The 21,179-nt window shown below is 56.1% G+C and carries 16 protein-coding genes; 4 read left to right on the top strand and 12 right to left on the bottom strand.

What is annotated here, in order from left to right:
* Nucleotides 1–241: 241 nt before the first annotated feature.
* Nucleotides 242–1,459 carry a metallophosphoesterase gene (locus tag J0X19_RS04665; protein ID WP_206981748.1) on the top strand — a complete coding sequence of 406 codons (1,218 nt, stop codon included), beginning with the start codon at nucleotides 242–244 and terminating at the stop codon, nucleotides 1,457–1,459.
* Between the two features lie 856 nt (nucleotides 1,460–2,315).
* On the opposite strand, the gene J0X19_RS04660 is transcribed toward J0X19_RS04665, so the two are convergent.
* The 9 genes from J0X19_RS04660 to amaB form a co-directional block, all read right to left on the bottom strand.
* Nucleotides 2,316–2,819, bottom strand: a complete 504-nt coding sequence (locus tag J0X19_RS04660) for a DUF4442 domain-containing protein (RefSeq protein ID WP_242581975.1) — start codon at nucleotides 2,817–2,819, stop codon at nucleotides 2,316–2,318.
* A gap of 114 nt (nucleotides 2,820–2,933) precedes the next feature.
* Complete coding sequence (locus J0X19_RS04655) at nucleotides 2,934–4,925, bottom strand: DUF3857 domain-containing protein (RefSeq protein ID WP_206981746.1); 1,992 nt, start codon at nucleotides 4,923–4,925, stop codon at nucleotides 2,934–2,936.
* A gap of 33 nt (nucleotides 4,926–4,958) precedes the next feature.
* The gene (locus tag J0X19_RS04650) at nucleotides 4,959–6,932 is read right to left on the bottom strand and encodes a DUF3857 domain-containing protein (RefSeq protein ID WP_206981745.1); all 1,974 of its coding nucleotides are present in this window, start codon (nucleotides 6,930–6,932) and stop codon (nucleotides 4,959–4,961) included.
* Complete coding sequence (locus J0X19_RS04645; protein ID WP_206981743.1) at nucleotides 6,919–10,227, bottom strand: toxin-antitoxin system YwqK family antitoxin; 3,309 nt, start codon at nucleotides 10,225–10,227, stop codon at nucleotides 6,919–6,921. Before J0X19_RS04645 ends, J0X19_RS04650 begins: the two co-directional genes overlap by 14 nt.
* A gap of 167 nt (nucleotides 10,228–10,394) precedes the next feature.
* Entirely contained in the window at nucleotides 10,395–10,931 is a 537-nt protein-coding gene (locus J0X19_RS04640) for a PPC domain-containing DNA-binding protein (protein WP_206981742.1), read from the bottom strand.
* Between the two features lie 175 nt (nucleotides 10,932–11,106).
* A complete protein-coding gene (locus J0X19_RS04635) occupies nucleotides 11,107–12,414 on the bottom strand; it encodes a hypothetical protein (RefSeq protein WP_206981740.1) in 1,308 nt (435 codons plus the stop codon).
* Nucleotides 12,411–13,220 carry a hypothetical protein gene (locus J0X19_RS04630; RefSeq protein WP_206981734.1) on the bottom strand — a complete coding sequence of 270 codons (810 nt, stop codon included), beginning with the start codon at nucleotides 13,218–13,220 and terminating at the stop codon, nucleotides 12,411–12,413. Before J0X19_RS04630 ends, J0X19_RS04635 begins: the two co-directional genes overlap by 4 nt.
* A gap of 101 nt (nucleotides 13,221–13,321) precedes the next feature.
* Nucleotides 13,322–13,891: an RNA polymerase sigma factor gene (locus J0X19_RS04625; protein ID WP_206981733.1), complete on the bottom strand. Its 570-nt coding sequence runs from the start codon at nucleotides 13,889–13,891 to the stop codon at nucleotides 13,322–13,324.
* A gap of 248 nt (nucleotides 13,892–14,139) precedes the next feature.
* The gene (gene amaB / locus J0X19_RS04620) at nucleotides 14,140–15,738 is read right to left on the bottom strand and encodes an L-piperidine-6-carboxylate dehydrogenase (protein ID WP_206981732.1); all 1,599 of its coding nucleotides are present in this window, start codon (nucleotides 15,736–15,738) and stop codon (nucleotides 14,140–14,142) included.
* A 277-nt stretch (nucleotides 15,739–16,015) separates the two neighbouring features.
* Between amaB and J0X19_RS04615 the strand changes: the two genes are divergently transcribed.
* From J0X19_RS04615 to J0X19_RS04605, 3 genes are all read left to right on the top strand, one after another.
* On the top strand, nucleotides 16,016–16,459 hold the full coding sequence (locus J0X19_RS04615) for a hypothetical protein (protein WP_206981731.1): 444 nt from the start codon (nucleotides 16,016–16,018) through the stop codon (nucleotides 16,457–16,459).
* A 154-nt stretch (nucleotides 16,460–16,613) separates the two neighbouring features.
* Nucleotides 16,614–17,042: a hypothetical protein gene (locus tag J0X19_RS04610; protein ID WP_206981730.1), complete on the top strand. Its 429-nt coding sequence runs from the start codon at nucleotides 16,614–16,616 to the stop codon at nucleotides 17,040–17,042.
* A gap of 198 nt (nucleotides 17,043–17,240) precedes the next feature.
* Nucleotides 17,241–17,651 (top strand): hypothetical protein, encoded by a 411-nt coding sequence (locus J0X19_RS04605; protein WP_206981723.1) that lies wholly within the window; start codon nucleotides 17,241–17,243, stop codon nucleotides 17,649–17,651.
* A 78-nt stretch (nucleotides 17,652–17,729) separates the two neighbouring features.
* Here J0X19_RS04605 and J0X19_RS04600 read toward each other — a convergent pair whose 3' ends face one another.
* From J0X19_RS04600 to J0X19_RS04590, 3 genes are all read right to left on the bottom strand, one after another.
* Nucleotides 17,730–19,247, bottom strand: coding sequence for a Do family serine endopeptidase (locus J0X19_RS04600; protein ID WP_206981722.1), 1,518 nt, complete (start codon nucleotides 19,245–19,247; stop codon nucleotides 17,730–17,732).
* Nucleotides 19,248–19,537: 290 nt separating this feature from the next.
* On the bottom strand, nucleotides 19,538–19,981 hold the full coding sequence (locus J0X19_RS04595; RefSeq protein ID WP_206981714.1) for an Hsp20/alpha crystallin family protein: 444 nt from the start codon (nucleotides 19,979–19,981) through the stop codon (nucleotides 19,538–19,540).
* Between the two features lie 365 nt (nucleotides 19,982–20,346).
* On the bottom strand, nucleotides 20,347–21,165 hold the full coding sequence (locus J0X19_RS04590; RefSeq protein WP_206981713.1) for a hypothetical protein: 819 nt from the start codon (nucleotides 21,163–21,165) through the stop codon (nucleotides 20,347–20,349).
* Between the last annotated feature and the right edge of the window lie 14 nt (nucleotides 21,166–21,179).

The following is a 21,179-nucleotide window of genomic DNA, read 5'->3' as shown; positions in this document are numbered from 1 at the left end:
CGGCATAGCAGCTTGGCACTTGAATTAAGAGGCGCTAACTAGTGCTTAATTTGCTTTATTTATAACTATTCCGCACTTACTTAATACGCCATCCATATCCCTCATAACTCATAGAATAGATAATAGACACTACTCAGCAGCTTTTTATAATCATTTTGCCATTTCAACGAGAGATTTATACTTACTAAATGAGTATTTTTAAACGACGAATACGCAAGTTCAAAATATGACTTACCCGATAATGATGCACGAAGTAAACACCTCAAATCTTATTTTTATTATAAACAATCAAAATTCTTATATTTCTTCAATTTATCATAAGCATAGCGCAAAGCATGCCGCATTATGGGCATGCTTTGGGCGCTTGGCGGCGATGCTTTGCTTCTGCTTGCTCGCTCACCGAAGTGAAGGCCAGCGCTTCGCAGCCATCGGAGATTATGGCTATGCTGGCCCAGCGGAACGAGACGTAGCGCAACTGGTGAAGAGTTGGGACCCCGAATTCATTATCACCCTCGGTGATAACAACTACGATGTAGGCGACTCCAGCACCATAGACCAGAATATCGGCCAGTATTATCACAGCTATATCTATAAGTACAAAGGGCGTTATGGCCCCAGTGCTTCCACCAACCGCTTTTTCCCCTCGCTTGGCAACCACGACTATTACACCCGCAACGGCGAACCTTACCGCGACTATTTTACGCTGCCCGGCAACGGCCGCTATTATGACTTTGTGCGCGGCAATGTTCATTTCTTTGCCCTCAACAGTGACCCCGCTGAGCCTGATGGTATTACGGCAACTTCCGCTCAGGCTCGATGGCTGCAAGCTGGCCTCGCTGCCTCTACGGCACGCTGGAAGGTAGTGTACCTGCATCATGCGCCTTATTCTTCGGGTTACCATGGCAGTACCCAAGAATCACAGTGGCCGTTTCGGGCATGGGGCGCCTCGGTGGTTCTGGCTGGCCACGATCATCATTACGAACAGCTAACAGTTGATGGCCTACCCTATTTCGTTAATGGACTAGGCGGACGTAGTGTTTACCGGGTTAGACAGACGCCACTGCCTGAGAGTAACGCTATTTACAATGGTGACTATGGTGCCATGCTCCTCAACGCTACGGCGGATAGCTTGTCGTTACAGTTTTTTACGCGGCGCCAGGTACTTGTGCACACCTATGTATTGCGCAGGCCGCTACGCACAGAGCCAACCCTATACCCCGTTTCGCCTAATCCATTCCAAGGTGATGCTCTAGTTGAGTTTTCGGTACCAACCCCCACAACAGTGCAGTTGCGAGTGCTCAATACTCTCGGCCAGGAGGTAACTACTTTGCATCAGGGCTTAGTTGGTGCTGGATGGCACCGGTTTGCGTTGCCACGCAATTCATTGGCAGCAGGCTTATACTACGTGCAGCTATCCGGAACAGGCTTCTCGCAGGTAATGCGGGTGGTAGCACTGTAGCCAGTAGCACCCCGATTTCCTGCGTACCCTTAAAAAAATCATGTTATCGATACATTCAAGCCTGAATCAGGCTCAACAGAACGGCATGATTGACGTCGTCACCAAGGAGCAACCGAGGGAAGAAGATTGAGGACAATTTTTTCTGAGGATGAGTCCTTTAACAATCATTTTTTTAGGGCGCGATGTTGCTGGCGGCGCACTTGCCATGTGTGCAGAGCACGAAGCAAGGCCGAATCACAACTTAGTTGCGCAGCTTGTTCAAGCTCGTACGGGTAGCGTTTAGAGACAACCAACTCCTGTGGAGCAACTGTCTGCCAAGAAGCATCAAGCACACAATCATCATTCTCACGATGTTCTAATCGGGTAACCCACTGGACACCAGGTAGTAGGGGTGTTATCATAGCTGTTCGGTGGTAACGCGGGTAGAAACTCATAGGGTCTATCTGTTGCACTGCTACAACCTGCCATCCCCTTCGAAACAGCACTCGTGTGGTGGCCCATATTTCTTGGCGCACGAATAACCCTGTCATTGGCTCAAACATTTTGGACCATGGTCCGGAAAGTGCTTCCGGAACTGACAAGGGCATCCATAAGGCTTGCACCGCTAGCAACGGCCCCCACAGTAGCCACGGAATTGTGCGCCACAACCTTTGAAATCTGCCTATATGCTGTCCTAACAATTGGCAGGCAGGGAAGGCCAGCCCCCATACTCCCCAGCGGGGTAGGTTATCCAATGGCAATGGAGAGAATTCGAGAGGTGTAAACAGAGTAACTACAATAGCTCCAACACTCAGCAACCATAGCCTAATTATTATTCGCTGCCCAGTAGACATATACCGCTATAGAGTACTAAGCACTACTTTGCCCGAAACGACCAGGTAATCCGGAACGTAGCCACCACGTCGCCGGCCTGGTCCAGGCCGGTGCTGGTGCACACCACGGTGCGGCCTTCGCCGGTGGCGCGGCTGTCGAGGATGGCTTGGGCAATGCGAGGGCCGTCTTCCGAGGTGAAGGCAATCAAACCCACGGCTTTCTTGGTGAAATCAGCTTCCAGGCCTACTACCAGCATCGAGACGCGGCCGGCACCCTGGGTGTACATCATGGCCAGCATACCACTAGCCATTTCAGCGGCCATGCTCAGGCACGCGAAGTAGATGCTGCGGAATGGGTTCTTGGTAAGGTACTTGAACGGCACCGTAACTGTGGCTCGCTCGGGCGTTACTTCTCGCAGCCGCAAACCTGCCAGATAGGCCATGGGTAAGCTGCGCAGCATGAACAGCCGCAGCTTTAGCGGGTTGGAGATGGTGCGCCGGAAAGCCGCGGCGGCTGGCGTATCGGTGGTAAAGGGAACGGATGGCATGGATGGAAGAATGTAGTGCGAAGACTTTGCTTCGCGTATCGTTGACTAGAATCGTTATCAGAGCGTGGTAGTCAGCAACGATACGCGAAGCAAAGGCTTCACGCTACAGAAGCATTAGCTTTTCTTCTTTTCCAGCACCAGCACCACCTTATTGAAGTTGGCGGCGGCGTTTACCACTTCCCGAAAGGCTTCGAAATCCTTCTTGGGCCACCGAATCTGGCGGTACGCTTCCGTGATGGTGACTTTTACAATCTGGCCCTGCACGTCGTACTTCGAGTTGAAGTAGTAAAGCGGGTCTTTGGTGTCGGGGCCGGCTTTCACGTCGGCGTTCAGGTCTTGTAGGTTGCGTACTTGGTAGCCGGTAGGCAGTTCCAGCGTAATCACGCGGTTGTATCGCCGGTTGAAGTCGTTTTCTACGTCGTACTGCCGGGCTTCTACCTGGTACAGCTCCGACTGTGGCCCCAGCAAGTCGCCAATCTTGAACAAGTAGCGCTGCCCGGCTTTGTTGAGCAGCGCGGCCGATTCCACATTGGCATCTACCAGAAACGGCTTGGAAAGGGGACTCAAGCCAGCCTCGCCGTTGGTCACTTTTACGCTCTGGAAGGTGGCATCCGGCACGCTGCTCTTCACCAGCGCCTGTAGTATCTCGGTGCGCTTTTCCTCCGGAATCAAAGAATAAAACGGCTGAATTGCTTGGGCGTGGTAGCCGCCCAATACATGGTGCACATCCACAAAAGCTTTGTCTAGTTCCGGCGCAAACTTCACCTTAATGTCCAGGTCAGAGGGGCTTTGTTCGGCGCTCAGCGTAGGAATATCGCGCACCGTACCCACGGCTGATTCGGTGGAACCTAGTTTCACGGTGCGTACAAACAGGCCTTTGTTGGCGGTCCAGCCGGGGGGCACCATGCCGTACCGGAAGTCGGGGCGGGCGGGGGCCAGCAGCTGCTTGGTTTCGGGGAAGTAGAGGGCGTAGTTGTCGAGGTAATTCCACGAATCAAACGATTCGTCGAAAGCCACGTCGGACCGGTCGGTGGTTACTACCAGCTCGTGCTCGATGTTGAGGCGCTTGAGCAGCGCCCCGAACAGGCGAGTCATGCCCACATCGGACGCGTTGTGCGTGGCCACCACCCGCGCCAGGTTGAAGTCGCCACCTTCCTGCACGTTGAAGTTGGTTTTGAGGTATTGCTCCAGGGCCCGCACTTGGGTTTCGGTGTCGCCGGTTGGCACTTTAGCGGCTTTTAGCACCTTATCGGCTGCCTTGGCTTCGTCCTTGTTCAAGGAATAGATGCTTTCGTGTAAGTACTGGCTGGCATCGGCCCAGGTGAAGAGCCGGGTGCGGCCGCGCTGGGCCGTGTAGGCCAGCTTGTATTCCACCCGCATCCGTTCGGCCGCCGTTTCGGCAAAGGCTTCTTCGCGCGCGGCGGGCACTTGCGCCAGCTTCATCCGGATGTGGCGTTTGCCGGCCAGCACCGTGTCACGGGGGGAAGCAGCGGGGCCGTGGTACACGCGGGCATCGAAGGTCAGGGCTTCCGGCGAAATCAGCTCGAAGGTTACGTCACGGGCCGGCAGGTCGCTTTGCAGGTAGTCCCGCCCGAAAAACTTAGGAGCCCGTTCGCGCAGAAACATGTACTCGATTTCCGACCCTTTCTCGACGCCTTCCACCGCAAAAATCTTGTAGCCGCGGCGGCCGTCTTCGTCTTTCAGTTCCTTGATGCTGCTTTCGTTCACCTCTACCACTTCGCCCCGCGGGCTGATGGTGCGCGCTTTCAGAAACAGCAGTTGGCCGCCATCCTGCGGAATATAGATTTTGTTGAACCGCTCAATGCCCTCCGACGTGTTGACGCGCACAATGCGGTGTTCCGTCGAATATAGCTTCAGCCCTTTATCCTGCGGGCTATACAGATATTCGTGAGCGGTAAAATCGCGCAGCATCAAAGCGGGCTGCTTCATTTCCTCATCGGAAACCGCTAGGCGCTTGGTACGTTTGGCATCCCAGGTATAAGTGGCGTATTGCAGCGTAGCGGGTACCGTTTGGGCCAGCAGCGGCGTAGCAGAGGCAAGCAGCACAGCCAGCGCGGTAGCACGAGCAGCGGATAGAAACTTCATATTGGTTGATAATGATGATAGAAACTGCGCGAATTACACCCGCTTCTTCTTGAAAATGACGGTTTCGCGGTAGGCGGCGTTCAGCTTGTCGATGCCGGCGTTCCACTGGTTGAATTGCTGAGGCTGGAGCATCAAATAGTTGATGTACAGCTCCTTATCCTGCACAATCTTGTTACCCTGCCGCTCATACTTGATGCGGAAACCAAACAGCGGGTCCTGCGACTCGGCCGTGGCGGGCAGATATTCCACGTCGTAGCCGGCCGGAATTTCCAGCTCGGTGCGGGTGCGGTTCTGGTGGGCATACTCGTTCACGCGGGGCAGGCGGCGCTTGGAGGCGTCAATCTTGTCGTGGGCGTAGGGCTGCTCCAGGTTCAGGTTCACGTAGATTTCGTCGTCGAGCTTCTGCACATAATCCTGCAAGCGGTACTCGTAGTCGATGGTGAGGGGCTGGTCGTGGGTGTCGAGGTGACTAACGCTGTACTTGTCAACGAAGAACTTGTTGTTGCCGCGCTCCAGCAGGCCTTTCACGTAGCGGGTTTCTTCGAGGTGGTCGAGGCCATCGAGGGCGTAGCTCTGCCGCACTTTGGCGTAGCCGCTGAGTTGCAGGCTGCCTTTGCCGCGGAGGCCGCCTTTGTCGTCCAGCGTCAGCACCGACACGTCGGCCACCGGGCTGCGGTTGTTTTCCATTACCGGCACTTCTACCACTTTACAGGTTTTGCCATCAATGGCCAGCAGCGCTTCTTTGCCTTGAATGAAGGACGAAGGCAGCCCGTACGGCATGTATTTGTTGGTGGCATCCAGGAACACGTATTTACCGGGGCTGGCTTCGTAGGTGGTAATCATGTGGTTATCCACACCGGGCGTGGCCAGCTCGGAGTAACGGTAGGGCAGGTCGCGGGTACCAATCCAGGTGAGGTACGACTTCACGCCGGTCATGCGCAGCATCTCGCGGGTGAGGTTGGCCATGTCCTTGCAGTCGCCGTAGCGCTTGGCGTACACTTGCCCGGCGTCGCGCGGAATGAAGCCGCCCATGCCGTTCTCGAAGGCCACGTACCGGATGTTGTCCTGCACCCAATAGTAGATGCGCTGCACCCGCTCCTGCTCGGTTTTGGCACCCACCACCAGCGAATCGACTACGTGGCGCAGGCCAGGGCTTTCCTTGGTGTTGAGGTTGCTCACGAAGCCGGAGTACAGGTTGTATAGCTCCGGCACCCCCGCCAACATGCGGCGCGCCTGCCCGGCGGCCGAGGGTACTTCCTCCACGAAATACACCAGGTGCGGCAGGTAGTACGCCACTTCCGGGCCGTCGTCGTCGCGGGGCGGGCTGGGCAGGTTGTCGGCGGTCCAGCGGTAGGTGACCAGGTTGCCTTTTTCCTGCTTGGTGAAGTTGACCGGCGTGTTTTCGACGTGGAACAGCTTGTGGCTGACTTTGATGCTGCGCGGGGCCGTCACCGTCAGCTCGGCGTGGCGCATGGGGATGTGCGCCCCGAAGTAGAATGGCATCAGAAAGCGCGGGTCGGGGTGGCGCACGGTGTAGTCGGTAACGGTGCGCGCCCCCGCCGATACGGCCGGGAAGCTGAACGTAGTAGCCCGTGTATCGTCATAGAAGATGCCCGACTGCACTTCAAATTTCTCTTTGAAATCCGTCACTTTCACGGCTTTGTAGCTGTTGCCGGCCGGCACCATCGTACGAGCATCCAGCTTCTGCAAGCGGCTGAAGTGCGAGTTGAACACCCGGTCGTTGGCATACATTGCCGACTGCGCATCGAGGTGCAGCATGTCTTGATGGTGCTTGGCTAGCACCACCACCGAGTCGCCTTTCAGCTCCAGGGTTACGTCGGTACGGTAGTCTAAATACACGGCTTTTTCGCCCGGAAACTGGGTCTGCATCTGGGTTACCAGCTGCATGGGCTGCTGCGCCTGGGCAGGGGCAACCAAGCCAGCGGTGAGCAGTGCCGAAAAAACGAGTAGCGCGGCGCGGCGGCGCAGGTGCTTATTTGCCTTCATACACGTACTGGTTCCAGTGAATTTCCGTCTTGGTGGGTTGGCCCTTGGCGTTGTAGTACACCGTAGGGCCAAGTTGTTCGCCGCTGCGGTACGTTTCGGTGCGCTCCAGGGTACCATCGGGGCGGTAGTAGCTACAGCGGCCGTGGCGCTCATCGTGAAGATACTGTTCTTCCTCCATAAGCTTACCATTGGGATAATAGCTTGTTAGCGCGCCAGTTATCAGGCCGTCTTTGAACGTCATGCGCCGAAAAACCTGCCCCGAGCTGTAGTAGGCGGTGCGGGTGCCAGCGCGTTGCCCGGCTTCAATTGTTTCATCTAGCGCGGGCTTCCCGTTGGCAAAGGCAGTTTTGATGGTGCCCGCCATTCGCTCGATGGGCTGCCAAGATGCCGCCGGGTTGCGCCCGTCGCGGAAGCCTACCACGTCGCCCCGCTCAAACAGCTTTTCCACCAGCAACTCGCCGGCTGGGTTGTAGTAGCGTGCTACGCCTTGCGCGGCCCCGTACAGAAAGTGCTGCTCTAATTCGGGCTGGCCATTTTCGTAGAAAGTACTAGTAACCCCGTCGAGGTTGCCTTCGCGGTATCCGGTCTTGGAACGTAGCTGGCCAGACGGGTAGTATTCGCGCCACTCGCCTTCCCGGTCGCCGTTGCTGAACTGCCCCTCCAAGTTGGTTTTACCGGTGGCGTAGAGCGACTTGAACGCTCCTTCCCGCTTGTCGGCCACGAAGCTGACGGTGGCGTTGGGCTGACCGGAGCTGTAGAACCACGCGGCCGGCCCCTGGTTTTCGTAGCAGGAAACTGCCGTCCGGTAGCGGAGCTTGCCGCCAGGGTGGTTGAACGAAACTTCTTTGGTACCAGGCTGAAGCTGCACATCACTAACCACTCGCCCTAGGGTATCGTAGGTCAGCGTCTGCATTTTACGGCCAAACTCGTATATCCTCAGTTCGGTAAGCTTGCCGTTAGGAGCCAGGCTACGGTTCGGGCCGTTGCGCTGCCCTTTGTGCAACTCATATTCCTCGCGCACCGAGCCGTCGGCGTAATATTCGCGCCATGCGCCCTGGGGCTGGCCGTTGCGGTAGTAGCCGGTTTGGTAGCGTTGGCCGTCTCGATAGAAACTTTCGTACGCGCCTTCCTGCTCGTCGTTGTGGTACGTGGTGCGGCTTTTCAGCTGCCCGTTGGCGTAGTAGTCTTCGGCCACGCCTTCCAGCTGACCTTTCTGGAAATGACGAACCCGCTGCGGCTGGCCGTTGGCGTAGGTCCAGCGCCATTCGCCGTCGGTTTGCCCATTGAGGTAGAAGCCGCTGCCTTTCGATATGCCATCAAGGTTGAACGTAGCTATGGCTACGCGGCCTTTTTTAATGGCGTTGTCGAGCAGTGTGGCTTTGGTAGCGGGATTGTAGTAGCGTTGGCGAGTGGTGCGGCCATGCTCGTAATCATTGTCCGACACCAGCCGGCCTTGGTAGTCATAATCATGATAGGTGCCGTGTAGCTCGCCGTTTTCGTCGTAGGTTCTTTCTGAACTGAGCTTACCATCGGCGAAATACTCTTTCCAAACACCCGTCCGCTTGCCGCGCGTGTAAGTGCCGGTGTTCATGAGCTGCCCGTTGGAAAAGTATTCGGTGTAAGGACCGTGCAGCTCGTCCTGCTCGTAGGCGCCGCGCTTTTCCGGGGTTTTGTCGGGGTAGTTGACCAGGAACGGGCCCTGCTTTTTATCGGCCACGTAGGTGTATTCCACCTCTACCACGCCGTTCGGATAGAGCGTGGTTTGGGGTCCCTCCTGCTTGTCGGCCCGCATTTGCACCCGCAGGCGCGGTTTGCCATCCGAGTAGAACGTGGTATACGGGCCTTCGAGCAAGCCTTGCCGGAAAGTGCGTACTTCTTCCAGCGTGCCGCAGTAGTTGTAGATTTTCATCTCCCCCTCGTTCTTGCCTTGCGCGAAGTTCATGTCGGCGGAAGGCTGACCGTTGTCGTGGAAGTCGCGCACCAAGCCGTGCACTTGCCCATTGACGTAAGGAGCAGTGCGGGTGAGTTGGCCGTTGGGGCCGTAGCTACGCCATACTCCGGTTCGCTTGAAGTCGGGGCCGTATTCGCCTTCCTCTTCAATTGCGCCCGTATTGGTCAGAAACATCCAGGGACCCGTGAAATGGCGCTCTTCGCCCTGCATCGTGCCGGCACCTATGCCTTGCAAGCGGGCGTCGTCATCGAACCAGCCCTTAAGCATAGTAGGCTTGCCTTCGCGCACCAACGGCTGCTGCTCACGAAAGCGCAAGATGGCCGGCGAAAGAGCCTCCAGCATCTTATCCACCTTGCTTTTGTTGCCTTTCACCCACTGCGCCGCCTTCTTATCATCGGCCGATGACAAGATGAAGTAAGTAGCGGCAGTGAGGTTTTCGCCTTGGCGCAGGCCTTCTACCAGCGGGCCATAGAGGCGTAGCCAGAGGTCGTCGGGGGAGGCCGTAGTGCTCGGAAACTTCTCTACCAGCAGTTGCAGCTGCTTCACTAGGTTGGCATCAAACTTCACCTTGGAGGTGTAGTCTTTGCGGAGTGCCACTTTGGAATCGAGCAGCAAATCCAGCTCCCGGAAAGCTTCGTTGGGCAGGAAAGCAGGAATCCGGTCAGTTTCGGCAATGTCGGCTGCGTGCGACGCCTGCTTCTCTAGCTCCACCAGTACGCTATTGCTGCTCTCACTATCAGGCTGAATCAGCAGGTAGGTCAATAAACTCAGCATGGCATGGCTGGTTTGCCCTTGCCGAGCGGCCAGTTTTGCCAGCGCGTAGTGGCTGCCGGCGTGGGTGGGCCGCAGTTCCAGGCTGCGCTGCAAGCTGCTCAGGCCCGGCTGAAATTGCTTGGCTCCGATCTGGGTTACGGCCAGATTATACCACAGACTTTGGTAGTAAGGAAAACGCTTCAACCCGGCCTGATAAGCGGCCACTGCTTTCTCGGGGTGCTTCGATTCGTCTTCGGCTGAGCCCAGCGTAATATAGGGCTGGGGGTCGGCGTAGCGGAGGTTCAGCGCGCGCTGAGCCGCTTCAATAGCTTCGGGGTAGCGCTTGGCGGCCAGGTACGTGAGCGACATTTCGCCTTGCACCGCCGCGTAAAGCGAGTCGCCGGGGGTGACGGTGGCGTAGTGGGCCAAGGCCGCCTCAAACTGGTCTTTGTCGTGGAGTGCAATGCCTTCCTTCACGGCCTCACCGGAGTTGACGAGAGGCGGAATAGTAGCAGGAAGTGGTTTTTGGGCGTAGGCAGCACTAGCCGACAAGAGCAGCGCCCACGTAGCACTGTAAGGTAGAAGTCGCATCAATCTTAAATAAATAAACCAGCTAAAATGCAAGTAATCACGCTTGATAAACAGCGGATATTCTTACAATAATACACACGAATAGGCACCCCTGAAATAGCTGGCGAAGCTAGGGCAGCAATAAATTTCAGCTGGCTGTCAGTAGGTGGACTGAGGAGCTAACTAATTTATTGTTTCCGGCGCTTGGCCGCTGGCGTAATTGGATAAATTGTTAGCTCCCGGTAGTTAAACGTAGGGTCGGGCTCACGCCGGAAATCCAAGTTGTCCAGCACTCCAATCACTAGTTCGGCGGTTGTATACACCAGGTTGCCGTCGAGCAGATGCCCACCGATAGTGCGCCCAGTGGAATCGGAAACGGCCAGGTGCAAGTGGCTGCCGTTGGTGGAGAGCGTACCTACCAAGGATACAATTTCGAAGTGGCCGTGGTACACCGTTGGGTTTTCCTGATTGGCGAGCCGCAACGTTACCTGCGTGAGGCTGCCCACGCACGTTACCATAGCGCCCGCCCGAATCTGGTGCTCGGTGGTGAAAGCAGTAAGCTGCTGGCGCACATCCTGGCCCGGCTTCAGGCGCAACGCATACGTGCGCATGGGAGAAGCAGTAGCTGATGAAACAGGCGGCAGAGTGGGCATGGGCACAGAAGATTGAGCGGCTACCAATGCGGCATGCAGCCCCATCCATAGCAGTAAAAACGCAGCACGCATAACAGGTTACAATCGGCGAAACACAAAGAACGGCATCCGGCGCAGAAGTAGCTGCTCTTGGCCGTTTTGCCTGCCGCCAATGCAAGAGCCTCTCCTGAACAAAGCGGCGCTACACAGCACCATTTTGTTTAGGAGAGGCTCTTTGTGAGGCTTCCAACTAAGCTTGTTCTGTATTTTAGCGGTTGAAGCGCACGTTGCCGTACCGCACTTTGATGTTGACGTTGCTGGACGCCGGCCGGGCTTTTGCCACCCCGAAAGTACCCTGCATGTCGCTGGAAACCGGGCTACTTTCCTCTGATGCTACGCGCACCAGTTTCTTGTCAACCAGCAGTTTGCCGTGCTGGGTGTTTACATCGAAATTGAAGCCGGCTTCATCGGCAAAATTCAGCAAGATGGTACTGTAGCCACCGTCCAGGTTGATTGCCCGGAAATTTCGGCCGGTGTTGCGCACCTCGAAATTGGGGCAATACTGCACCGTCATGTCCAGTTGGTTGCCTAGTTTGTCGATGCTGAAGGTGGAGAAGCCCGACGTGCCGCGCAGGTTACGAACGGTGCCCAGCGCTACGTCGCCGTATTTGCTATGCACGCTCAGGTCCTGCACCACGCCAATATTGATATCGGAGTAGTTGTTGCGCAAATCAACTACCTGCCCCGCGTCAAGCCGCAGGCGTGAGTACGACGCGTCAATTCCGGCTTGCCGCACATACGGAACCGATGCCTGTCCATTGCCAATGCGCAACAGGTTTTTGCTGCCTTCCAACCGGCCCGTGCGCAAGGTGCCATACTCCACGGCCAGTTCCGTAGGGCCAGCTAGGTCGCCGAGGATACTGACTTCGCCAAAGGTATTGTACACGCGCAACGGCGTGTTGCGGGGTATCCATACCGTGTAGTTCACTTCGTAGAGCTTGGTGCGGCTGCGGCACCCGTGGGGCATGGCCCCAAACTTCGAGCGAACCGATACGCCTCCGGTAGCCGGGTCGGTTTCGGTTAGCTCCACCTGAATCATCTCCTGAAGCTGCTGGGCTTTTTCGTCGGTGTCGGCGCGGGTAATAATGTCCACATCGGTCCGGATTTCCGGGCGGCTCCACACGTTTACCAGCACCCGCCCGTAGCGGGTATCCAAGGCGTACGGTTTGCCGGCCGACACGGCAAAAGTCCGGCTCAGCTTACGGGTTTTCTCGGCAGCCAACTGATTGACATCCGTTCCCTGCTCGGGTTCCTGCGTTCCTTGAGTATATACCTGCTCCGATTGTTGTGGGCAGCCGCTCACGTGCGCCGCGTGGGTTGCCCCATTTTGCGGCCAGAAAGCAGGAGTTTCAGCTGTTGAGGGTTGGTAGTACTGGGCTTCGGTGGCGGAACCGGGGCGGGCGGGGGTACTGGCTACGGTGGGGGGCTGGGTTTGTGCAGCGGCGCTGGTGGCGAGCAGGCAGCTTACCGCCAGCACGCAGCCGGTGCGCAGAAGGGTGCGGCGGAAATACCTCATGGCATAGGGTGGGTGTCGGCAATCATCAGGGGCTGCGCGTGGTAGTCTTGCACCTGCTCGCGGGAGCGGGTCTGCTGATTCAGAATATCGAGGCGAATTTGCAGGTTGCGGTTCATGGCTTCCAGCACTACATCGGGCTCGGGGTTGCGGTAAAGTTCCACCTTCAACTGCCGATAGGTGGAATCCAGCCCGGCTAACTCTTGTCGCCAGTCGGCGGGTGGAGCACTAGCGGCAGTGGTTTGGGCTTCCAGTTCCCGCAAGGCTCCTTTGCGCTCGGCAATTTGCGTGGCGTAATAGGCCTCCATGCGCTGAAGGGCCGTGGTAAGGTGCTGCGCCGATGACTCGGGCGCATTCGCCACCGGCGAAGCGCCAAAATACAGCCCGGAGTTCAAGTCCTCCGGCTCACTTTCGGGCGCCAACACCAAAGGCGTTGTTCCGGTGGTGCGGGCCCACACCGTATCCTGGTGGTTGCTGCTCCATACAGCGCCAACTCCGGCCGCAATCAGCAGGGCCACAGCGGCAGCCATGCCCGAGTTGGGTAGCCATTTGCTGCGGAAAGTGGTGGCAGAGGCTGGGCCGACAAAAGCAGCGGGAGTTGCTTCGGGCGCTTCATCAGGGTATAGCTTCACTACCCGTAATGGGGCAACAGCAGGCGCTTCATCGGCGGCTGGCGCAACAGTACCGGCCGTGGGTGCGGCCAGGTTCTGCTCGATGTCGTCCCATAAATCCGGGCGCGGCTCGAACACATCGAAGTCGGCGCGGTGCCGCTCGATGAAATTCTCCAGACCGGTTTCTTTGTCGTTCATATCAGGGGTGGTACTAAACACATGGTTTGCTTTCACTTACGGCACGCCGTTGAAATTAGGTGGACGGCCTGCCGCGCTGGTAAAGCACAATGAGGTGGTTACTAAGCCGTAAGCCCGCGTTGCGAAGCCAATTCCAATAGCTTCTTACGCGCCCGGCTGTACTGCGATTTTGAGGTAGATTCAGTGATGCCCAGGATACCGGCTATTTCAGCGTGGTCGTAGCCTTCCAGCAGGTACAGGGTTAGTACTACGCGGTAGCCGTCGGGTAGTTCCTGCACGCAGCGCCGAACCACATCGGCGCGCCACTGCACCACTTCGGTATCCGCTGAGCTGTCCAGCGTTTCGGGGCCGGCAGCATCGTGCTGCTCACCCAAAGGCACCAATTGCAGGCGCCGGTTGCGCAGGCAGTTGATACTTTTATTGATGACAATCCGCTTCAGCCAACTGCCGAACGAAGAATCACCTTTATAGCTGTGCAGTTCGCGGAAAGCACTCAAAAACGACTCCTGCAATACGTCTTCGGCCTCGGCGTAGTCGCCGGTGATGCGCAACGACGCGTTGAACATGGCTTTGGCGTAGCGCTTGTAGATTTCGGCTTGCGCCCGTCGGTCGCCCAGGCGGCACCGCTCGACTAGCGGGGCGTTGATGTCGGTATACGCAAAAGCTTCCATAGCGTCGGACAGCGGCAACTAGTTAAAGAAAGGATAACGGTAAATATCCAACTTTCCGGGCAAAGCCGCCACAGCGGAGAGGCTAAGCAAGTGAAAGACAGCACCCGCGGAAAGGAAGTTGCATCAGTATACTGATTTAGGTTGGTACAGCTATTTTCTGTCCTTTACTTAAAACTTACAGCTATTAAAACCAACGAAGGCCTACCCGAGTGGTCGGGCAGGCCTTCGTTGGATTGTTTATGAACTAACTACACGTCGAACTTGATGCCCTGGGCTAATGGGAGCTGCGTGCTGTAGTTGATGGTATTGGTTTGGCGGCGCATGTATACGCGCCAAGCGTCGGAGCCCGATTCGCGGCCGCCGCCGGTTTCCTTTTCGCCCCCAAATGCGCCGCCGATTTCCGCGCCACTCGTACCGATGTTCACGTTGGCAATGCCGCAGTCGGAGCCGGTGTGGCTGAGGTAGGTTTCGGTTTCGCGCATGTTCAGCGAGAAGATGGCCGACGACAAGCCCTGCCGCACCCCGTTCTGCAACTCAATGGCCTCTTCTACTCCGCCGCTGTATTTTATCAGGTACAGAATGGGCGCGAAGGTTTCTTCCTGTACCATGTGGTAGTGGTTTTCCACTTCCACCAACGCGGGCTTCACGTAGGTACCGTTTTCGTAGCCGGCCCCGGTTAGCACTTCACCGCCGGTTAGCAGCTTGCCGCCTTCGGCTTGCACATCGGCCAGGGCTTTTGTGAAGGCAGCTACGGCATCCTGGTCGATGAGGGGGCCAACCAGCGTGCCTTCCTGCAAGGGATTCCCAATGGGCAGACTAGGGTATATTTTCAGCAGCCGCGCCTTCACATCCTCGAAAACTGCTTCGTGAATAATGACCCGACGAGTGGTGGTGCACCGCTGCCCGGCCGTACCCACCGCCCCAAACACAATGGCCCGAATGGCAATATCAAGGTCGGCGTGCTCGGTCAGGATAATGGCGTTGTTGCCGCCTAGTTCCAGCAGGGCCCGCCCGAGGCGGGCACCTACTACCTCCCCTACCTTCTTGCCCATGCGGGTACTACCCGTAGCCGACACCAGCGGCACGCGCGGGTCGGCGGCCATTTGAGCACCTATTTCAGCATCCCCGATTATGAGGTTGAAAATACCTTCGGGCAATTCGTTTTCGCGCAGCACGTCGGCCAGAATGTGCTGCACGGCCACGCCTGTCAGCGGGGTTTTCTCGGAGGGTTTCCAAATGCAGACGTCGCCACACACGGCGGCCAGCATGGCGTTCCAGCTCCACACGGCCACCGGAAAGTTGAACGCCGAGATGATGCCCACCACGCCCAGCGGGTGGTACTGCTCATACATGCGGTGCGCGGGCCGCTCGGAGTGCATAGTAAAGCCGTGCAGCTGCCGCGAGAGGCCCACGGCAAAGTCGCAGATGTCAATCATTTCCTGCACTTCGCCGAGGCCTTCCTGCAAGATTTTGCCCATCTCGTAGCTCACCAGCTTGCCCAGCGGCTCCTTGTATTCGCGGAGCTTGTTGCCGATCTGGCGCACAATCTCGCCGCGTTTGGGAGCCGGCACAGTACGCCAGGTCTTGAATGCGGCTTGAGCAGTTTCCACCACGTGGCTGTAATCTTCGGTGGTAGCCAAGGCCACGGTACCGATACGGCGGCCGTCGGCGGGCGAGTGGATGGTTTTCGAGCGGGAGTTGCTGGCACCGCCCCACGCTAGGCCGGTGCTCCAAGCCGCGTTTTCGGCTTGAATGCCGAGTTCACGCAACACTTGCTGCATGCCGTGGGGGTCGTGTTCCTGCACGTCGGTACCGGTGGCGGTAGCTTCTTCGAGGGCTTGTTTCATGATGGGGAAAGAATGCGAGAAGTTGGAAATGGATGGGTGGCCTAAAGGTAAGATGCCAACCGAACTATGCCTGATTTGTACCCACCAGCAACTACACTACCAACAGAACTTCCCTATTTGACAAGTTGAATCCGAATTGCATATTATATAATCATTTCAATATAAATTTTTACTACCTTTTGTAAAACACAACGATAATGCAACAGAACAGGGTAATAGCAATTTGAAACAAATGGTTATTTTTGTATTATTACAACTCACTCTCCTGTTGCTCTACATGGAAATTTCTACTCTGGCAACTTTTTCCAGCACTGCTCATGCCGAATATTTAAGCTTGAGTTACCGACCTGACTTACGCACAGTAGTGTTGCGCTGGCTGCGTGATACTACGTTTCCTGAGATACAGCTTGGCCATCAGGCAGCTCTTTATTTGGCCCGCCACCATGCGGCTACCCATTGGTTTATTGATGTTCGGCGCCGCTTATTAGTCGAACACGCGCATTTCAGCTGGGTGGTCGACGATTTTCTACCACAGGCCTCCGGGCTATTGCCAAATTCTCTGCGCATCGCCTATTTCATGTCGCCGAACCGGCAACGTATCATCGACAGCCAGCCTGAATTGCAAGCCACTTTTTCCCGTTCCCAATCCCTCAGCCAACCCTACCGTATGCAGGCGTTTTTCGACGAAGCGGCGGCATTACAGTGGCTGCTCAACGCATAATACCAGTTATACATAGTTCATCCTTTATTCGCCACTTAGTTATTTAGCGCCAAAGAAGGCACAATAGCCTTTCTGTGAAGAGCATTATCCACGCAATAACCCATCTGAGTTGCAAGAAGTGGTACATTTTTAAACGTCACTGGCCACCCATCTTATGCTACCTGAGACTTTACCAATTGCCGACCATCTTACCCTCACGTACCGGCCCGATCTGGAAGTGATGATAGCTCGGTGGCAACGCCTCGTTACGCTGGAGGAATTGCAGGTGGGCTACCGTTGCTTGGCCGATGAAGCCGAACGACGCAATACTGTCCGCTGGCTGCTCGATACGCGCGCCCTGACCATTAGTGCAGAGGCCGGCCGGTGGGTGAATGATGTATTTTACCCCACGCTGGCCGCCCGCTTTCATCGGCCGGTACGCATGGCGTACATGGTGCCGCCCGGTAGCCGGCGGCAGCTACAGACCGATACCGAGTTAACGGAGTTGTTTGTCAGGTTTCAGAAAAGTATGCACCCTTACGTTTTTCAACTTTTCGACCAGGAAGGGGAAGCCCAGCGCTGGCTGGCCATTCCTATTGAGTGAAATGCAAGCAGCGCCCTATGATACTGTGCTTAGGGTCAGGCGGGGCAAAGTTTGCGTTGGTTTACGTGATAAATTTATATTTTCGTGAGGGCAGATAAGCCGCGCTCAATGCTGCGGCTTTTGTAGCTTGCCAGGGTTAATGGTCAGTGGGTTTGCTAACCGTTATGCCGCTCTTTTTCCATTTATATGCTCGCCACAATGCCGCACATTACCTGTACCATTCAGCACCGCTCTGACCTGGGGGTGCTGGTAGTGCGCTGGCCTGACGATGCACCTTTAGAGCAGTTGCAGGCTGATTTCGAAGCAGTACTGGCCATGTCCGAGCAAACCGCCACGGCGTATTGGATGCTTGACGTACGCCGGCGCGACCAGATTAGCCCGGAACTAGGCCACTGGACGACCACCATTTTCTATCCGCAGGCAGCAGGCCGGCTGGCGCCCCAAATTCTGCGTATCAGTGTGCTTTGCTCGCCGGCCCGCATGGCAGTGTACGCGGCAGATCCAATTCAAATGCAATATTTAACCTACGGCTTGGCACCGGAACGGCCCTACCACATGCGCCTCTTCGGCGACGAAGGCACTGCCATGGAGTGGCTTTGTGCCAGGTAGCTGATTATCCCGGAAATGCCACCTAACAAAAACGCCTCTGCTGTACGGCAGAGGCGTTTTTATAGGCAGTGCGCAAACTTATTCAGCTTGCCCGATTGGGTAGTATGCCTTGCGGCCATCAGGGTACACGCCTTCTACAAGGGCACCCTGACTTTCCTTGGCAGCCTCCAAGAACTTCTCTACATCCTGCGGCTTGTTCACCCGGTTCTTATCGATACGCGTGATAATGAAGCCGTCGGCAATACCGGTTTCGCGGAAGTTGGATTTGCCGATGCCGCTGATTTTAGCGCCACCATCAAGGCCCAGCTTGCTCAATTCTTGCTTGCTAACAGGCTGCAACGTAGCTCCCTCGTACTTGATGGCCTTGCTGATTTCCTCCCGAATGATGTCGGTAGTGCCCGTGGCATTGCGCAATGTGGCGGTGGTAGTGCGGGTGTCGCTGCCACGCAGGTAGGTCACCTTGATTTTGTCGCCGGGGCGGAAGCGGGCTACCTGCTCCTGCAACTGCGACGAGGTATTTACTTTGGCACCGTTGATTTCGGTGATGATGTCGCCGGTTCTTATACCTGCTTCCGCGGCCGAGCTGCCTTCCGTCGTGCCCTGCACGTACACGCCGTTCAGGCTGGACAGTTTCTTCTCCGAGGCCAGCGTAGCATCCACTTCCTGAATGCTCACGCCCAGCAAAGCGCGCTGCACTACTTTGTACTTGAGCAGGTCGTCAATCACCTTGCTCACAATGGAGCTAGGCACGGCAAACGAATAGCCCACGAAAGAGCCCGTTTGTGAGGCAATAGCCGAGTTGATACCAATCAGGTCACCGTTGAGGTTCACCAAGGCACCACCCGAGTTGCCGGGATTCACAACGGCATCGGTCTGCAAAAACGACTCGATACCCATGTTCTGGTTACGGGCGTTCTGCTCGCGCAAAATGCCAATGTTGCGGCCTTTAGCTGAAATGATGCCGGCCGTAACCGTGGAGTTCAGGTTGAAGGGGTTACCCACGGCCAACACCCACTCCCCTACTTTCACTTGGTCGGAGTTGCCGTACCGGATGAAGGGTAGGTTATCGGCTTTCACTTTCAACAGCGCTAAGTCGGTGGTAGGGTCGGTGCCTACCAGCTCGGCTTCAAACTTGCGCTTGTCGTCCATAATCACCGTAATCTTATCGGCCTTGTCGATTACGTGGTTGTTGGTTACGATGTAGCCATTAGCCGCAATGATAACGCCGGAGCCGGAGCCCTGCTGCACCCCCTGGTTGCGGCCGCGGCCCTGATACTGGTCGAAGTCGTCGCCAAAGAACTGCCGCAGGAAAGGGTCCATCTGCGCACTGCCCTGGCTAGGCTTCGGGGCATATTCAGTGGTTACGTGCACTACGGCGGGCGTCACGGAAGCCGCAGCCGCCGTGAAGTTGAGCCCTTCGGGCACCACGTAGTTGCTGCTGCGCAGCTCACTCGTGTAACGAACATTGGGGTCAGCAGCTATAGCCTGTGGCGTATTGGTGCGCTCGGGCTCCAGCAGCTTGTACCCACCCACTGCCACGCCGCCGCCCAAAATGGCGGAGCCCAACAGACCGAGCATCATTTGTTTTGCTTGCATGGGTAATAGGATGATGAAAAGAAGAAAAAGATGTGATTCGAATTTACAAAACCAGCATGAAAAGCAAATGAACCTGCTTCCTCATTCGGGGTACTTAACGAAAGATGCTACTCTATCGGTATAGGGTTGCATCATACTAGATTTCCAGCCAGTACCTTCAGCCGTACTCACTAGCTAATTACGTGCCATTCGACGCAGCGAGTTACAGCCAGTGGCACTTACATAAGCAACACACAAACCAAGAAAAAAGGCACCCAATCGGATGCCTTTTTTACAGTTTTTCAGAAGGCTTAGCGCACTTCGATGTGATGTTTCGTCACTTTCTTGCTGTCGAAGGGCAGCACCACCCGCAGGATACCATCGGTGAGGGTGGCATCAATGGCCGTTACGTCCACAGTTTCGGGGAGGCGGAAGCTGCGGGAGAAGCTACCGAAGCCGGTTTCGAGGCGGCGGAATTTCGGGGCGTTTTCGTCGGCAGCCGGAGCTTTCCGCTCACCGCTCACGACCAGCTGGCCGTCTTGAAAATCGATTTTAACGTCTTCTTTCACTACGCCGGGCACGGCCAGGTGCAGTTCAAAACCCTGAGCAGTTTCCAACACGTCGGCAGCGGGCACAAACGATTTGGAAGGCTCGGTTACGGCAGGTAAGGTGTCGCGCAGCATTTCGTTTAGCAACGAATTGAAGGCGCGGTTAGGGCGAAGAGCAGGACGGTTGTTATACAGCAAAGTTGCCATGGTAAAAGATGCTAATTGAAGTCAGAAGTTGATGTTTTCCCTTGCGGGTACACCCTGATTCTATAAAATCTGTACCAAAAGCCCTTTTGCTAATTTAGCAAGACACTTTGTCTTTATTGACTAATATGCAATTTACATTATACATATAGATTTAATGCAAAAAGTCCTTTTACACACAATCAGACCATAAAAACAACAATTAACACACAAGACATAATGTCATCATCGATAATCTAGAGTGGTTTCCGGGCCAGTATACAGGATGAATGAGATAGGGGCGGGGCTGGCCCCCACCCCTATGCCAGCGCCTTTTCACCAATTCCGTTCGACGACGGGCGGGGGCAAGCCCCACCGCCAAAACCGCTTTAATGCTGGGTTGGGAGTTGAACCCGCTCCGCTGTTGCAGCTTTTGTAAACACCGTCACGCGCAGGTCGAGGCCAACGAGGGGCGTTAGCAGATTGGTCCGGCCACCACCCGTTTGCTTGCCAGTAGCATCAAACTGCGGCAGCGTATTGAGGTAGTAGGTTTGGGAGGCCACCCACGGCGTGAAATCAACGTGTGGCGACAGGCGCACGCCCACCTCGGCCCGCAGATTACCGAAGTCAACAACCCGCTCTTTCAACTCGTTTTCGTCGCGCTGGAGGCGCAGGTAGGTTACCACTTCATACGCAATGCGGGGCCTGATTGCCAGCTTGCCACCCAGCGGAAACACTCGGTCCACATCAAGGCGCAGGCGGGTGAGGGCACGGTTTTCGTTGCTGCTTCCCAGCACATCAAACGTGGTGGCATACTCCAGCCCCAGGCGCTGCCTAAAGTTGAAGCCGCCAATGGTGCCGCTGTGCCGCACCAGCAAGCCCGGCGTGACATTCCCTTCCAGCCCCAGAAAGTCGCCGTAGCTGTAGTTGCTGCCGCCCAGGATGCGCAGCGTTGCGCCGCCGCTCCAGTGCTCGTTCCAGAAATGCTCGTAGCCCAACCGAAGCTGCCCCCCCGTAAACGTGCTGCCCTCTCCCGGATTGGAAACCAGGTTGAAGCCTGCCAATAGGTAGTCAGCTCCTTTAAGGGCCACTTCTACCTGTGCTTCGGGCACAATCACAAGGTCGCCCACATTGCGGCGCTGGGCAGTGGCGCCCGTTGCCACCAATACTCCCCCAATAGCCAACGGAACCCACGACAAATAGCGCATCACAATCAGACTTG

Source organism: Hymenobacter telluris (assembly GCF_017313265.1).
Lineage (GTDB): Bacteria > Bacteroidota > Bacteroidia > Cytophagales > Hymenobacteraceae > Hymenobacter > Hymenobacter telluris.
Note: the sequence above shows the minus strand (reverse complement) of the source record. Positions and strands in the feature narration are given on the sequence as shown.

Excerpts from the sequence above, each read along its gene's own strand:
- J0X19_RS04665 (WP_206981748.1), top strand. The coding sequence starts at position 242 with ATGATGCACGAAGTAAACACCTCAAATCTTATTTTTATTATAAACAAT.
- J0X19_RS04660 (WP_242581975.1), bottom strand. The coding sequence starts at position 2,819 with ATGCCATCCGTTCCCTTTACCACCGATACGCCAGCCGCCGCGGCTTTC.
- J0X19_RS04655 (WP_206981746.1), bottom strand. The coding sequence starts at position 4,925 with ATGAAGTTTCTATCCGCTGCTCGTGCTACCGCGCTGGCTGTGCTGCTT.
- J0X19_RS04650 (WP_206981745.1), bottom strand. The coding sequence starts at position 6,932 with ATGAAGGCAAATAAGCACCTGCGCCGCCGCGCCGCGCTACTCGTTTTT.
- J0X19_RS04645 (WP_206981743.1), bottom strand. The coding sequence starts at position 10,227 with ATGCGACTTCTACCTTACAGTGCTACGTGGGCGCTGCTCTTGTCGGCT.
- J0X19_RS04640 (WP_206981742.1), bottom strand. The coding sequence starts at position 10,931 with ATGCGTGCTGCGTTTTTACTGCTATGGATGGGGCTGCATGCCGCATTG.
- J0X19_RS04635 (WP_206981740.1), bottom strand. The coding sequence starts at position 12,414 with ATGAGGTATTTCCGCCGCACCCTTCTGCGCACCGGCTGCGTGCTGGCG.
- J0X19_RS04630 (WP_206981734.1), bottom strand. The coding sequence starts at position 13,220 with ATGAACGACAAAGAAACCGGTCTGGAGAATTTCATCGAGCGGCACCGC.
- J0X19_RS04625 (WP_206981733.1), bottom strand. The coding sequence starts at position 13,891 with ATGGAAGCTTTTGCGTATACCGACATCAACGCCCCGCTAGTCGAGCGG.
- amaB (WP_206981732.1), bottom strand. The coding sequence starts at position 15,738 with ATGAAACAAGCCCTCGAAGAAGCTACCGCCACCGGTACCGACGTGCAG.
- J0X19_RS04615 (WP_206981731.1), top strand. The coding sequence starts at position 16,016 with ATGGAAATTTCTACTCTGGCAACTTTTTCCAGCACTGCTCATGCCGAA.
- J0X19_RS04610 (WP_206981730.1), top strand. The coding sequence starts at position 16,614 with ATGCTACCTGAGACTTTACCAATTGCCGACCATCTTACCCTCACGTAC.
- J0X19_RS04605 (WP_206981723.1), top strand. The coding sequence starts at position 17,241 with ATGCCGCACATTACCTGTACCATTCAGCACCGCTCTGACCTGGGGGTG.
- J0X19_RS04600 (WP_206981722.1), bottom strand. The coding sequence starts at position 19,247 with ATGCAAGCAAAACAAATGATGCTCGGTCTGTTGGGCTCCGCCATTTTG.
- J0X19_RS04595 (WP_206981714.1), bottom strand. The coding sequence starts at position 19,981 with ATGGCAACTTTGCTGTATAACAACCGTCCTGCTCTTCGCCCTAACCGC.
- J0X19_RS04590 (WP_206981713.1), bottom strand. The coding sequence starts at position 21,165 with ATGCGCTATTTGTCGTGGGTTCCGTTGGCTATTGGGGGAGTATTGGTG.